Source organism: Streptomyces sp. NPDC111516, assembly GCF_055635345.1.
The window spans coordinates 254,037-268,376 of record NZ_JBVKBV010000005.1; the positions used below are offsets into that span (position 1 = coordinate 254,037).

At 69.7% G+C, this 14,340-nt stretch carries 11 protein-coding genes; 7 read left to right on the plus strand and 4 right to left on the minus strand.

Annotated features, from left to right (window positions below):
- Positions 1-11 precede the first annotated feature (11 nt).
- Entirely contained in the window at positions 12-1,388 is a 1,377-nt protein-coding gene (locus tag ACZ7L9_RS13305) for an ATP-binding protein (protein ID WP_471415013.1), read from the plus strand.
- A 301-nt stretch (positions 1,389-1,689) separates the two neighbouring features.
- Positions 1,690-2,805 (plus strand): AI-2E family transporter, encoded by a 1,116-nt coding sequence (locus ACZ7L9_RS13310; RefSeq protein WP_471415203.1) that lies wholly within the window; start codon positions 1,690-1,692, stop codon positions 2,803-2,805.
- 148 nt (positions 2,806-2,953) lie between these two features.
- Here ACZ7L9_RS13310 and ACZ7L9_RS13315 read toward each other — a convergent pair whose 3' ends face one another.
- A complete protein-coding gene (locus ACZ7L9_RS13315) occupies positions 2,954-5,077 on the minus strand; it encodes an amylo-alpha-1,6-glucosidase (RefSeq protein ID WP_471415014.1) in 2,124 nt (707 codons plus the stop codon).
- A 125-nt stretch (positions 5,078-5,202) separates the two neighbouring features.
- Between ACZ7L9_RS13315 and ACZ7L9_RS13320 the strand changes: the two genes are divergently transcribed.
- The 5 genes from ACZ7L9_RS13320 (at position 5,203) to ACZ7L9_RS13340 (ending at position 10,355) form a co-directional block, all read left to right on the plus strand.
- Positions 5,203-6,252: a LacI family DNA-binding transcriptional regulator gene (locus tag ACZ7L9_RS13320; protein WP_471415016.1), complete on the plus strand. Its 1,050-nt coding sequence runs from the start codon at positions 5,203-5,205 to the stop codon at positions 6,250-6,252.
- Between the two features lie 102 nt (positions 6,253-6,354).
- A complete protein-coding gene (locus ACZ7L9_RS13325; protein WP_471415018.1) occupies positions 6,355-7,599 on the plus strand; it encodes a sugar ABC transporter substrate-binding protein in 1,245 nt (414 codons plus the stop codon).
- Between the two features lie 5 nt (positions 7,600-7,604).
- Positions 7,605-8,753 (plus strand): carbohydrate ABC transporter permease, encoded by a 1,149-nt coding sequence (locus ACZ7L9_RS13330; protein WP_471415020.1) that lies wholly within the window; start codon positions 7,605-7,607, stop codon positions 8,751-8,753.
- Positions 8,750-9,673: a carbohydrate ABC transporter permease gene (locus ACZ7L9_RS13335; protein ID WP_471415021.1), complete on the plus strand. Its 924-nt coding sequence runs from the start codon at positions 8,750-8,752 to the stop codon at positions 9,671-9,673. Before ACZ7L9_RS13330 ends, ACZ7L9_RS13335 begins: the two co-directional genes overlap by 4 nt.
- 61 nt (positions 9,674-9,734) lie before the next feature.
- On the plus strand, positions 9,735-10,355 hold the full coding sequence (locus ACZ7L9_RS13340) for an L-threonylcarbamoyladenylate synthase (protein WP_471415023.1): 621 nt from the start codon (positions 9,735-9,737) through the stop codon (positions 10,353-10,355).
- A 141-nt stretch (positions 10,356-10,496) separates the two neighbouring features.
- Here the strand turns inward: ACZ7L9_RS13340 and ACZ7L9_RS13345 are convergent, their stop codons facing one another.
- From ACZ7L9_RS13345 to ACZ7L9_RS13355, 3 genes are all read right to left on the minus strand, one after another.
- Positions 10,497-10,685 carry a ferredoxin gene (locus ACZ7L9_RS13345; RefSeq protein WP_471415025.1) on the minus strand — a complete coding sequence of 63 codons (189 nt, stop codon included), beginning with the start codon at positions 10,683-10,685 and terminating at the stop codon, positions 10,497-10,499.
- 31 nt (positions 10,686-10,716) lie between these two features.
- The gene (locus ACZ7L9_RS13350) at positions 10,717-11,922 is read right to left on the minus strand and encodes a cytochrome P450 (protein WP_471415026.1); all 1,206 of its coding nucleotides are present in this window, start codon (positions 11,920-11,922) and stop codon (positions 10,717-10,719) included.
- A 558-nt stretch (positions 11,923-12,480) separates the two neighbouring features.
- On the minus strand, positions 12,481-14,145 hold the full coding sequence (locus tag ACZ7L9_RS13355; RefSeq protein ID WP_471415028.1) for an IclR family transcriptional regulator domain-containing protein: 1,665 nt from the start codon (positions 14,143-14,145) through the stop codon (positions 12,481-12,483).
- Positions 14,146-14,340: the final 195 nt, after the last annotated feature.

Sequence of the window (14,340 nt, forward strand, 5' to 3'; positions counted from 1 at the left end):
GAGGGCAGCGGATGCGCGTCGACATCCGGGCTTGGTGGTCCCGCCGGTCGCTGCGGCTGCGGTTGACCGTTGCGGCTGCCCTCATGATCGCGTTCGGACTGGCCGGTGCCGCTGTGCTGCTCGTTGTGTGGCTGCATTCGAGTCTCATCAGCGAGCTCGACCAGACTGCCCTGCAGGACGCCCAGGTCGTCGCAGCAACCCTCCAGGCCGAACCTCGCGACACCGTACTGCGCAACACTTTTCACGGCGACGCCGCTGTCCAAGTGGTCGACGCCAAAGGAGCAGTGCGGGCCAGCTCGGCGAATCTGCGCAGCAGACCCCGGCTGTTCGACTTCCCACCGAACGGATCCGGTACCCCGCACGCCCGCGCTGTCCACGACATCACAGTGGGCGACAGCAGTACCTGGCGTGCTGTGGCCGTCCCGGCCGGTACCCGTCACGACCCGATGACCGTGTACGTCGCCATGTCCACGGAAGACATCGACCATGGCCTGGCCAAGCTGACGTTCGGCCTCGCCACCACCGTGCCATCGACCGTGGCCCTGCTCACCGGCGTCGTATGGCTGCTCACCGGGCGCGCGCTGCGCCCCGTGGACTCCCTGCGAACCCAGACCGCCGAGATCACCGCCTCGGATCTGGGGCGCCGACTCGACGTGCCCCCCGCCGAGGACGCTCTGGGCCGGCTCGCGAAGACCTTCAACGACTTGCTCGCCCGCCTGGAGGCCACGACCCGGCGGCAGCGCGGTTTCGTCGCCGACGCCGCCCACGAACTGCGCAGCCCTCTGAGCACGTTGCACACACGCCTGGAGGTCGCAGTCAGCCATCCCGACGCCGCTGACTGGCGATCGCTCGCCCCCACCCTGCTCGAGGAGACCGAACGGCTTTCCCGGCTCGTCGACGATCTTGTACAGCTGGCCCGCCTCGATGCCCGTCCGCGGCTGCGCAAACGCCCGGTCGACCTGGACGAGATCGTATTCACCGAGGTGGGCGAGGCCCGCCAGCGCACTTCTCTCATCATCGACCAGCACGCCGTCAGCGCCGCACGCGTCCACGGCGACAGGGATGCTCTCGCCCGCGTGGTACGGAACCTGCTGGACAACGCCCTTCGATATGCCGCCACCCGCATCGACATCCGCCTTCACGTCCTGGACGGCACCGCAAACCTGGTCGTAACCGACGACGGGCCCGGCATCCCTGCCGCCGACCGGCAACGCGTCTTCGAGCGCTTCACTCGACTCGACCACGCCCGCGCACGGGACACGGGCGGCAGCGGCCTGGGGCTGGCCATCGTCCGCGACATCGTCACCGCCCACCATGGCAGCGCCCACATCGAGAACGGCCACCCAGGCGCTCGGGTCGTCGTGCGGATTCCCGTCGGCGATCGGTAGCGGCCGAGTCCATACGCTCTCCTCGCATGCGTGTGCAGAGGCCGACATCCGGAACTCCGGCGGCAGCTGGATCGACAAGTCCGTCAGAAACGAGAGTGCCGGGTGGATGGCCGGTGGCTCCGCCCGTAGGGTGACTTCCCGCGCATGTCGCCGCGGGAGCCCGGGAGGACGCGGCCCCTGCTGGTACCAGCAGGGAATGCCCAGGCCCTCGCATCCGCAGCCCGACAACACGGACCCCGGCGTGCCGTCCGCAGGACGGCGGCACCGGATCCGCGCCGCGTCTCGCCGGGCGCTGCGCGGCATGACCGGCCCCGCGGGCCGGAACCCGGGCGCGCGACAGGCGCCACCCGGTCCCCGGCAGGGGCCACGCGTGAACCCCACGCTGCAGACGACCGCTGCCTACGCCTGGCGGATCCTCGTCGTGGGAGCCGTCGTGTACGCGGTCTTCTCGGCGCTGGGGCGGTTCCACGAGTTGGCGGTAGCCGTCTTCCTCGGCCTGGTCGGCACCGCGTTGTTGCGCCCGGTGGCGGATCTCCTCTCCCGTCTGGTGCCGCGGCCACTCGCTGTCGCTGTGGCCCTTCTCGGCAGTATCGCCCTCGTCCTCGGCGTTCTGACCCTCGTCGGCGAGGTGGTCGCCGGAGAACTCGCCGGGCTGGAGCGAGAGTTCGGCGACGGCCTGGTCAGGATCGAGCACTGGCTGGAGGGGCCACCGTTCCGGCTGAACCCCAAGACGCTCGACGACATCCAGTCCCGGATCGGGCAATACCTGTCCAGCCATCGCTCCACCCTTATCAGCACGGCCCTCATTGGCGTGGGCCGGCTGGTGGAGGTGGTGACGGTGTTCGTTCTCGCATTGTTCTGCTCGGTCTTCTTCATTCACTCGGGCGACCGGCAGTGGGACTGGTTCTGCGACCAGCTTCCGGAGACGGTCCGGGCCCGGGTGACGATCGTGGGCCGCGCTGCGTGGCGGACGTTCACCGGGTACACACACGGCATCGTCCTGGTGGCCGCGACCAACGCGGTACTCGTCGGACTGGCCCTGTTCGCACTCGGCGTGCCGCTGGCCCTTCCCCTGGCGCTGCTGGAGTTCTTCGCCGCCTTCATTCCGTTGATCGGCTCACCGATCGCCCTCGCAGTCGCCGCCGTGGTGGCTCTGGCAGCGAAAGGCCCGATCGTGGCGGCCGTCGTCATCGCTCTGATCGTGGTCATCGGCCAGATCGAGGGCCATCTTCTGCACCCGCTCGTGATGGGCTGGGCCGTCCGTCTGCACCCGGTGGTGGTCGCACTCGCGGTGATCGGCGGCGCCATCGCGGCGGGGGTGCTCGGAGCGGTGGTGGCAGTACCGCTCGTATCAGTCCTCTGGTCGGTCCGTCAGGCGCTGCGCCGGGCAAGCGAGTCCACGCGCGCCAAGGGGTGAGCCGTGTGCACCGGGACGGGTGCGCCGACGTGGAAGCGAGGCACCGGCGTCCTCGGCCGGCCCGCCCCCGCGCGCGGGCCGGAAGCCGAACCGCTTGTGCCGATCCTTTCGTACGGCCGTTGCCACCGCCCTCCCCCGTAGGCCCGCGTCAGCGGGGTGTCAGGTGCTGCCTCCTCACCACCAGGCCCTTCGGTGCCTCGACGTGCGCCGTACCGTCGGCGTCGACGGAGATGTCCAGTCGCCCGCCCGCGATGTCGAGCCCCTCGGCCTTCAGCGGTCGGTATGCCTCCGCGAACCCGGGCGCGACCGTGAGCGTTCCGCCGGGGACATCGGCGGAGAGTCCCAGCACCGACTGGAGGATCATGACGGACGAGGCCGCCGCCCAGGCCTGCGGGCGGCACGACGCGGGATAGGGCGAGGGCCGGGCATCGGTCGCCGCTCCATGACCGGCGAACAGTTCGGGAAGTCTGCCGTCGAAGGCCGCCGATGCGCTCAGCAGTCCCTCCGACAGGGACGCGGCCGCTTCCGGGAACCCGGCCCTGACCAGGCCGTGCACGGCGATGGCCGTGTCGTGCGGCCAGATGGAACCGATGTGGTAGCCGTACGGGTTGTAGGCCACGGAGTCGCTGCTCAGGGTCCGCAGACCATGACCCGAGTCGAGGTCGGGCGCGCTGAGCCTGGCGGCCAGCAGGGCGCTCTCCTCGTGATCGAGCAGGCCCGTGCCCAGCAGATGACCGAAGCCCGAGGTGACCGAGTCCACCGGCTTCCTGTGCCCGTCGAGCGCCACGGCCGGGTACGGTCCCCGCTCGTCCTCCACCCAGAAGTGGCTGCGGAAACGGCCACGGAGCCGCTCGGCCCACTCCTCCCACCGGTCCGCGCCGGGGCGGCCGAAGGCGCGCAGCAGGTCCGCGCCGCCGCGGGCCGCCTCGTACGCGTACGCCTGGACCTCGCAGAGCGCGATCGGGGAAGCGGCGATGCCTCCGTCGCGATAGCGGATGGAGTCGCCCGAATCCTTCCAGCCCTGGTTGGCCAGGCCCCGGCCGGTGTGGTCGATGTACTTCAGAAACCCGTCCCCGTCCGCGTCGCCCTGGTCGCGCATCCAGGCGAGGGCGGACTCCGCGTGCGGCAGGAGCTGTTCGACCTGCTCGGACGCGAGTCCCCAACGCCAGGAGTCGTGCAGCAGGGTGATCCAGAGCGGGGTGGCGTCGACCGTGCCGTAGTAGCAGGGCGGCAGGGAGAACGTGTCGTTGAAGTTCTGGGTGGCGCGGCGCATTTCGTGCAGGATCTTGCCCGGTTGCTCCTCGGTGTCCTGGTCGGACTTCGTGCCTTGTCTGCGGGCCAGGGTGCGCAGGGTACCGGCGGCGAGATCGGTGCCCAGCGGCAGCAACATGCGGGCCGCCCACAAGGAGTCGCGGCCGAAGAGGGTGAGGAACCACGGGGCCCCGGCGGCCAGGAACTGGTCGGCGGGCTTCTCCGGGTCGGTCAGGCGCAGTCGGTCGAGGTCGGCGACCGACTGGCTCAGCCAGTGGTCGAAGCGCCGGTCGGCGCTGCGCAGTCGCGGCGTGCGCCAGGGCAGGCTGCCGGCAGCGGGCGCTGGGAACTGGTCGCCGTCCTCATGTGCCGCGTCGCAGTGCAGTACCGCGGTCCATGAGGCTCCGGGGGCCAGTTCGATCTCGTACTCCAGCCGTCCGGCGGCCGGGTCGACGGCCGCGGGCTCCGGGGAACTGGTGAGGTGTACGGCGAAGGCGTCCCGGGACCAGGCGAGTCCGCCCCCGGTGGCGCCGGCGGCGACCGGGCTCTGCGCATGCCCGGACTTGACGCTCTCGATCGGGGCAAGGTCCGTCCCGGCAGTGACGACGAGCCGGACACGGACGTGCTGCCGCCCGGCGTTGCCGACTTCCAGGGTCTCTGCCAGGTGCCCGGGGGTGACGCGGCGGCGCCGGTGCAAGGTGACCGCCGGGTCCGGCGTGTCCTCGCCGAGGCCGCGCAGCACACCGCGGAAGGCCGCCCGATCCGCCCCTTCGAGGGCCCCGCGCACGGGTGCTATCGCGACTCCGTCCGCCGCGACGGTCAGCCGGGCAAGTGCTCTGCTGTCGCCGTGGTAGAAGCCGTCGGCGGCACCGTCGATCTGTCCGTCCGCGCGCGAGATCGCGAAGCTCGGGGCGCACAGCGTCACACAGGCGTCGTGCAGGAACGGCTGGAGGCCTTCGGCCGACGGGCCTGCCCCCGTCTCGGAGTTTGTTATGTCGTGGGTCTTGACAGTGGTGTCCAACAGAGCAGAACCTCTCAGGCATTGGAGCGTTCCAAGAACCCTAACGACGACCTCAGGGCGTTGACAACGGTTTTGGAACGCTCCAATGAACTCGTCCATTCGCACAACCGGTTCCGGAGACCCTCATGCCACGCTCCCCCAACACCCCCGCGACCAAGGCCGCTTCGGTAACCCTGGCCACGGTCGCTCGGCGGGCCGGAGTGTCTCCGCAGACGGTGTCGAACGCGCTCAACTCGCCCGAACTGCTGCGTCCGGAGACCCTGGACCGAGTCCTGCGCACCATCGACGAGCTGGGCTACCGCCCGCATCGAGCGGCGCAGACCCTGCGCACCCGCTCCAGCAAGCTCATCGGGTACGGCATCCGTCCCACCGCCCCCGGCACCTCGGCGCCGGTCATGGACCGGTTCCTGCATGCCCTGTCCCAGACCGCCGACGAGGCCGGCTACCGGATCCTGCTCTTCGCCTCACCCCCCGGCAGTGCCGGCCTCGATGGGTACGAGGAACTCCTCGACCTGCACAGCGTGGACGGTTTCGTGCTGAGCGGCACCGACCGGGGCGACCGGCGCCAGGCCTGGCTGGAGAAGCGCGGTGTGCCGTTCGTGGCCTTCGGCCGGATGTGGTCCGGCCGGCAGATCGGCGACTGGGTCGATGTCGACGGTGCCTCGGGCACGGACGCCGCAGTCGAGCACCTGATCGGCCTGGGACATCGCAGGATCGCGTTCCTCGGCTGGCCGCGCGGCTCCGGGGTCGGCGACGACCGAGCCATGGGCTGGCAGCGCGCCATGCGGCGCCACCACCTGTCGCTACGCAACAGACGGGCACGGAGCGTCGATGACATCGCCTCCGCACAGGCCGCTGTCGGACCGCTGCTCGACGCGGGTGCGACGGCCGTGATCGCCGCCAGCGACATGCTCGCGCTGGGCTGCTATCACGCCCTGCGCGAGCGCCGAGCCGTGCCGGGCAAGGATGTCGCGGTCATCGGCTTCGACGACTCCCCCACGGCCGCGCTCCTGTCCCCCGGACTCTCCACCGTCGCCCAGCCGCTGGAGGCCGTCGGCCGCGAATGCGTCCGGCTTCTGCTGGCCCGGATGTCGGAGGTCGGCGCTCCGCCCGAACGCGTCCTGCTCGAACCGTCTCTCGTCGTGCGTGACAGCACGTCCGAGTCGGACGACTGAGAGCTTCTCCGAACCACCCCCGCGCCCGTTCCACGGGCCACCGATTCACAGCGCGCCCTTTCCGGGCAGCTGAGCCGCAAGCCTTATCCCCTGGAGGAACTCATGGGAACCCGTACGGCCGTCGCCGCCCTCGCCACCTGCGCGGCGCTCCTGGCCGCCACCGGCTGCTCGTCCAACTTCGGCAGCGACAAGAAGCCGGAGCAGGACAAGTCGGCCAACCAGAAAATGACGGTACTGATCGCCACCTCGGGGGACGCCGAGACCCAGGCGGTCAAGGCTGCCGCCGCCGCGTACACGAAGAAGTCGGGGAACTCGGTCTCCGTCGAGGTCGCCAAGGACATGAACCAGCAGCTTGCCCAGTCCTTCGCCGGGCACAAGCCGCCGGACGTCTTCTACGTCAACTCCGACCAGTTCGCGAACTACGCGAAGGGCGGCTCGCTGTACCCGTACGGGGACCGGATATCCGACGCCGACGACTTCTCCCAGCAACTGCGTACCTCGTTCTCGTACGACGGGAAACTGGTCTGTCTGCCGAAGGACACCTCCACCCTCGGCCTCGCCATCAACACCGACCTCTGGAAGAAGGCCGGACTGACGGAGAAGGACTATCCGAAGAGCTGGGCGGAGCTGAAGACCGTCGCGGACAAGCTCACCGGCAACGGCGTCACCGGTCTGGTCACCAGCGACGAGTACCAGCGGCTCGGCGTCTTCATGAAGCAGGCGGGCGGCTGGCTCACCGACCCGGACCAGAAGAAGATGACCGCCGACACCCCGGAGAACGCCAAGGGGCTCGAATTCGTCCAGTCCCTGCTCAAGTCGGGCTCGATGAAGTTCGCCAAGCAGGTGGACACCAGCTGGGGCGGCGAGGCGCTCGGCAAGGGCAAGGCCGCGATGACCATCGAGGGCAACTGGCTCGAAGGCGGCATGAAGCTCGACTACCCCGATGTGAAGTACGCCGTCGCGCCGCTGCCCGCGGGGCCGGCCGGCCAGGGCACCCTCGCCTTCAGCAACTGCTGGGGCGTCGCCGCCGACAGCGCGCACCGCGACGCGGGAGTCGACCTCGTGAAGTACCTGGCCTCCGCGCAGCAGCAGCTCGCATTCGCGGACGCGTTCGGTGTCATGCCGTCGCGGACGAGCGCGCTCAAGACGTACGCCGAGAAGCAGCCGGCCGCCAAGGCCTGGGTGGATGGCAGCGCCTACGCACAGGGCCCGGTGACGATCGCCGGCTTCGACAAGGTCCTGAGCCAGTTCAACACCGATCTGCAGTCGCTGCGCACCGCCGACCCGAAGAAGATCCTCGCCGACCTTCAGCGCAACGGCGAACAGGCGATCGCGAAGGGCAACTGAGCCCCATGCCCATCCGCACGATGCGCGTGAGCGGTTTCCCCCGCACGACCGGCTCGCCCGGCGCACCTGACAGCGCACCCGGCGAAACCGGCACGACCGCGAAGGCCCGCGCCCGGCGCGCGGGTCTTCGCGGGGAGGGCGCCTGGGGCTGGCTGTTCGTCAGCCCCATGGTGCTCGTCCTCGGCCTGTTCATGGCTCTTCCCATCCTGATGGCGCTGTGGGTGAGCCTGCTGCACTGGGACGGACAGTCCAACCCGTTCTCCGGTCAGGCCGATTTCGTCGGCCTGGACAACTATCGGTCGCTGCTCACGCAGGACGGGCTCGACCGCACCCTCTTCGCGACGTCCCTGCGCAACAACCTCTACTACGTCCTGCTGACCGTCCCCCTGCAGACCATGCTGGCACTGGGTCTGGCCCTGATCGTCAATCAGAAACTCCTGCGGGGACGCGGCGCACTCCGTACGACGTTCTTCTTCCCGTCGGTCACCAGCTCCATCGCCGTCTCCACGGTCTTCCTCTTCCTCTTCCAGGGCAGCGGAGCCGTCAACTCCATGCTGTCCTGGATCGGGGTCGAGGGACCGAACTGGTTCGCGGACCCGCGCGGGGTGCTCTCCCTGATCCTTGGAGGTCTGGGAATCGTCGATCCCGAACACCCCACCGGCATGCTGGCAGATCACTCCGCGCTGGGGCTGTCGTGGTTCGAGTGGCTCTCGGGCCCCTCGGTCGCCATGTGCACGCTCATCCTGCTAGCCGTATGGACGACCTCCGGCACCTTCATGCTGATCTTCCTCGCGGCGCTCCAGAACATCCCGCGGGAACTGGAGGAGTCCGCCGCGATGGAAGGGGTCAACCGCCGTCAGATGCTGTGGCATGTGACGCTGCCCGCCCTGCGTCCCGTGCTGTTCCTGGTTCTGACGCTCGGGCTGATCTCCACCTGGCAGGTGTTCGACCAGGTGTATGTGATGGGCCAGGGCGCTCCGGGCAATACGACGCTCACGCCCGCCTTCCTGTCGTACTCGTCGGGCTTCGAAAACGGGGACTTCGGGCAGGGCTCGGCGATCGCCTTCATCCTGCTCGCCCTGATCCTCGTCCTGACCGCGTTTCAGCGCTGGGCGCTGCGGGAGCGGGGCGTACGTACCGGGAGGAACCGATGACCGTCGCCACTACGGCCGTACACGACCGGACTCGTCGCGCCCCGCACGACCTGGGACGTCCCGTCCTGAGCCGATTCCGCCTGCCGTGGCGGCTGGTGGGGTATACCGCGGTGCTCGGGCTGGGTCTGCTCTATCTGCTCCCGTTCGTCCTCCAGTTGGTGACGGGCTTCAAGACGGACCCGGACGCAGCCGCGCACCCGCTGACCCTGCTGCCCACCACTCCGACCACGGCGGCCTACCAGCGGCTGTTCGGGCTGAGCCAGGCCGCGGACGGGGTTCCCTTCCTGCGCTGGCTGGGCAACTCGGCTCTGATCGCGGTGCTGGTGACGGCCGGCCGGGTGCTGTTCGACTCCATGGCGGGATACGCGCTGGCGCGGCTGCGTTTCCGGGGCCGCTCGGTGCTGTTCGGCTTTGTGCTCGCGGTGATGGCGGTGCCCGGTGTGGCCCTGCTCATCCCGAAGTTCCTGGTGTTGAACACCTTCGGCCTCTTCGACACGTACACCGGCATGATCCTGCCGTTGCTGGTGGACGCGGCGGGCATCTTCATCATGAAACAATTCTTCGAATCGGTGCCGCGCGAGGTCGAGGAGGCGGCACGGGTCGACGGGGCGGGTGTGTTCCGCATCTTCTGGTCCGTCGTCCTGCCGATGGCCAGACCGGCGTTGATCACCCTGACGATCCTGTCGTTCCAGGGGTCGTGGAACGAGTTCACGCACTTCCTCGTCAGTACGCAGTCCGGCCAGTACGAGACGCTCACCACGGGCCTGGCCCGCTTTGTCTCGGGCGGGCTCGGCGGCGGAACGCAGTATCCGCTGAAGCTCGCTGCGGCCCTGCTGTCCACCATTCCGGTGGCCGCGCTGTTCTTCTGCTTCCAGCGCTACTTCGTCAGCGGCGCCAACGCGGGCGCGGTCAAGGAGTGAGCTCGGGCCGGACGGGCCTCGTCGTTCCGAGCGCGATGTCCTGATCACCTAGACTCGGCGGATGGCGAAGTATTTCGACGTGCACCCCGAAAATCCACAGCAGCGCACCATCCGCACCGTGGCCGACAGCATCCGATCCGGCGCGCTCGTCGCGTATCCGACGGACTCCTGTTACGCACTGGGGTGCCAGCTGGGCAGCCGTGACGGCATCAGCCGGATCCGGTCGATCCGGAATCTGGACGACCGCCACCACTTCACCCTCGTGTGCCAGAACTTCGCGCAGCTGGGTCAGTTCGTGCACATCGACAACGATGTGTTCCGCGCGATCAAGGCCGCGACGCCCGGCAGCTACACCTTCATCCTCCCGGCGACGAAGGAGGTGCCGCGTCAGCTGCTGCACCCGAAGAAGAAGACGGTAGGAGTGCGGATTCCCGACCATGTCGTCGTTCAGGCCCTGCTCGCCGACCTCGGTGAGCCGCTGCTCTCCAGCACCCTGCTCCTGCCCGACGAGGACGAGCCGCTGACCCAGGGCTGGGAGATCAAGGAACGGCTCGACCATGTGGTGGACGCCGTGGTCGACTCGGGCGACTGCGGCACCGAGCCGACCACCGTCATCGACTTCTCCGGCGGCGAACCGGAGATCGTACGCCGAGGGGCGGGGGACACCGCACGGTTCGAGTAGCCCGCGCGTGCGGTCTCCCGGTGCCTCTCGCGCCACACCGGCCTGCGCGAAAGGTCCGGCGCGGGAGAGAGCTGCGGCGAAGCAGCGCACGCCGGGCACGTCGGCCGATGTGTACTGTGCGTACGCGACGAGCGAGGGAAGCTACGCCACCGTGATCGCCTGCACCGGGCAGACGCGAACAGCTTGCTTCACCATCGGGTCGGCGGCGCTCTCCTCGTGCCCCGGCAGCAGTTCACTGAATCCGTCGTCGTCCTGGGTGAAGACCTTGGGCGCGGTCAGCGCACACTGGCCTGCACCGATGCACACATCCCTGTCGATACTGATCCGCATCACCACTGCATCCTTTCCGGGAGGGTTCCGGTCACCACGCCACGGGCAGTTCGAGCATGCCCTGGACCGTGTCGCCGGGCTTGAACGGGATCTCGTCGGCGGGTGCCGCCAGCCGCAGCCCCGGCAACCGGTCGAAGAGGGTGCGCAGCGCGATCTCCATCTCGGCCCGCGCAAGGTTCTGGCCGAGGCACTGATGGATCCCGAAGCCGAAGGCGACGTGGTGACGCGACGGCCGGCCGAGGTCGAGTTCGTCCGGCGCCGGGTACACGGCTTCGTCCCGGTTGATCACCGAAGTCGACAGCACTACGCCCTCACCCGCCCGTATGGTCACCCCACCCACCTCGATGTCCTCCGTCGCCAGCCGTGAGATGCCGTCGGCAATGGACAGGAAGCGCAGCAACTCCTCGACAGCGGTGGGCATCAGCTCCTCGGACGTGCGCAACCGGTCCAGCTGGTCCGGGTGTTGAAGGAGGGTGAACGTACCCAGCGAGATCATGTTCGCGGTCGTCTCATGACCGGCGACGAGCAGGATCTCGGCCAGCCGGACCAGTTCGTCACGGCTCACGGCCCCGGTGTCGAGCTGCTGGGTGATGAGCTCGTCGAGCAGCCCCTCACCCCGGTCGGACCGCTTGCGCTCGATCAGCGCCCGGAAGTACTCGTCGAGCGCGTCCCGCGCCTTCTCGACATCGGCGGCCCCGGGCCCGCGCAGCAACGTGCGCGACTGGGACTCGAAGAAATCGTGGTCGGCGTACGGAACACCGAGAAGCGCGCAGATCACCATGGAGGGAACGGGCAGCGCGAAGGCGCTCACCAGGTCGGTGGGCGGCCCCTGCTCGATCATGGCGTCCAGAAGCCGGTCCACGGTCTCCTGGATCCGGGGCCGCAGTGCGGCGGTCCGCTTCACGGAGAAGCTGGGGATCAGCATCCGGCGCTGCGCGTTGTGCTCGGGATCGTCGACGCCGATCAGTTCGACGCGCCGCTTGGCGCTCCCGGCTATCCGCTCGGCGAGCACCGGGAACGCGGGGTTCTCCCGGTCGGCCGACAACCGCCCGTCGACCAGCAGCGCACGCGCCTCGGCGTGCCCGGTCACCAGCCAGACGCGACGGCCGTCGAAGAGCCTGGCGGAAGACACAGGAGACAGCGGCTGTCGGCCGTCCTGCTGTGGCCGGTACGCCGTCGGCGGCTGATAGGGGCAGGTGCGGTTCTGCGGGAAGGAGACGGTCTCGGTCTCTGCCATGGCGGGCCTCGCAAACAGGATGGGGGGAGTCCGGTTCTCGCCCACTAGATGCCTCAGTCACCTAATTTATCTACGCGATGTTCGGCCAACTCGTCGTGGACGCATCCCACGACGTCGGCACGCCCCGGCCCGGGAACGCCGGCGCACTCCGTCCGTGTGGCTGACCAGGGAAATCTCGTCGATTCCGCTCCAGTTGTTCCCGTCGTCCGGAGGCGGCATCTGGTACGACTTTGACACGCGAGTGATCCGCGCGCCACCGATGTACGCCCACGGGGCAACGCGCTCCCGTACAGCCAACCCCCGTCACGGCCTGGGATGACCCTCCCCCGCGCCTCGCCGTCCGCGCCCCGCCCTCGGCGTCAGGAGTTCCAGTAGTCACGCCGTGGCAGCTCGGCCCACGAGTCGGGCGGGCCGACGACGGCACGCGCGTCGGTCGAGCGCGGTCCCGCGTAGGTGCATGAGTGGGCCCACGCGCTGAAGTGATACAGGTAGGAGGCCAGAACTTCCTGGGGGGTGCTTGGCCGCGTCCGGCCCACCGCCCGGGCGGACAGCCGGGACTCAGGCGACGGCGACCCTGGTGAAGCGTTCCGCCGTGTGGAGTTCGGCCTCGATCTTCCGGGCCGTGTCGCGGAGTCGGGGCAGTATCTGTTCCTCGCACTCCTCGATCGTGCGGCTGCTGCTGTGCATCGCGACGTTGATGGAGGCGACCGCCGCGCCCGTGCGGTCACGGACGGGCACGGCGATCGAGCGGAGGCCCGCTTCCAGTTCCTTGTCCACGAGGGCATAACCCTGGGTGCGTACCCGGTCCAGGACGGCTTCGAGTTCGGTGCGGTGGGTCAGGGTGCGCGGCGCCAGGGGGCGGAGTTCGGTGCGGGCGAGACCGGCGTCGAGTTCGACGGGGGTCAGGTCGGCCAGCAGGACACGGCCCAACGACGTCGCGTAGGCGGGGAATCGGGTGCCCACGGTGATGTTGACGCTCATGATGCGGCGGGAGGCGGAGCGTGCCACGTACTGCACCGAGTCGTCCACGAGGATGGCGAGCGACGCCGATTCCTTGATGCGGTCGGCCAGGGCCGCGAGGTGGGGCTGGGCGATCCGGGACAGTGTCGTGCGCGAGAGCGGCGGGTAACCGAGGCCGAGGACGCACGGGGTCAGCCGGTGTTCCCGGCCGTCGACCGCCACATACCCGAGGTGTTCGAGGGTGATCAGGGCACGGCGGGCGGAGGCCCGGGAGAGGCCGGTGGCCTGCGCGACGGCGCTGAGCGTCAGGGTCTCGCCGCCGTCGCCGAAGGCGGTGAACACGGTCAGGCCGCGGGCGAGGGACTCGATGAACTCACGGCCCAGTTCCTGCTTGGACGCGGCGGTCCAGGCGGCGAGTACGCCGGTGGCGGGTGCGGGCCGGGTGGGCGGCGCGGTGCGCAGCCGGTCCTCCATGGACTCGGCGGCGGCGCGCAGCCGGGGCAGCAGCGTGTCGCCCAGTCCCTCGGCGGTGTGACGGCTGGTGTGGCTGACGACGCTGAGTGCGCAGACTACGTCGCCCCCGGGGGCGCGGACCGGCACCGCGAGTGCGACGAGGCCCGCTTCGATCAGTTGGTCATCCAGTGCCCGGTCATCCGCACGCGCCGCTGCCACCCTCGCGGTGAAGTCGTCCTCCGTCGGGGACGGGCGCGGCGGCAGGGACGGGAAGCGGTGGCCGTCCGGGTCGGCCGCCCGCCGCTCCCGCCAGGCCGCCCACCGTGCCGGGCCCCAGCCGGCGGCGAACAGCGCCCCGGGTGCGGTGCGCTCGGCGGGCAGCAGGTCGCCCATGCGGAAGCTCAGGGACATCGCGCGGCGTCGGGTGGCCTGGTGGATGAAGCGGATGCCGTCGCCGTCGGGGACCGCGAGGGAGACCGACTCGTCGAGTTCGTCGGCGAGGGCGTCCGCCCGTTCCCGGAACAGGGCCGGGAGGCGGATGGAGTCCAGGTAGGCGTTGCCGAGTTCCATCAGGCCCGGGGCGAGAGTGACGTCCCGGCCGTCGAGGCGGACGTATCCCATGCGGGCGAGGGTCGTCGTGATCCGGTCGACGGTGGAGCGGGCCAGTCCGGTGGCGCGTTCCAGATCACTGGAGCTGAGTGTCCCGTCGGCGTCGGTCAGCCGGCGCAGAACGGTGATGCCGCGCATGAGCGGGGCGACGGCCTCAGCCGGTACTGGCGGTTCGCTCGGGATGGTCCGGGTCGGTGGCATCGGTTCTCCGTCGGGTGTGGCCGCACCGCGGGAAACGCGGGGCGATGTCGTGGGGCGGACGTGACCGTACGCCGACCGGGTCCGAGAGCCGGGGCAGGCTCCGCTCCGGCCCCCCGTCCCAGCAGCCAGGCGCATGGCCGGGCGCGATTACAGGCGGTGTTCGAAATATCTCAGCACCATTGACAGGCCTTCGCT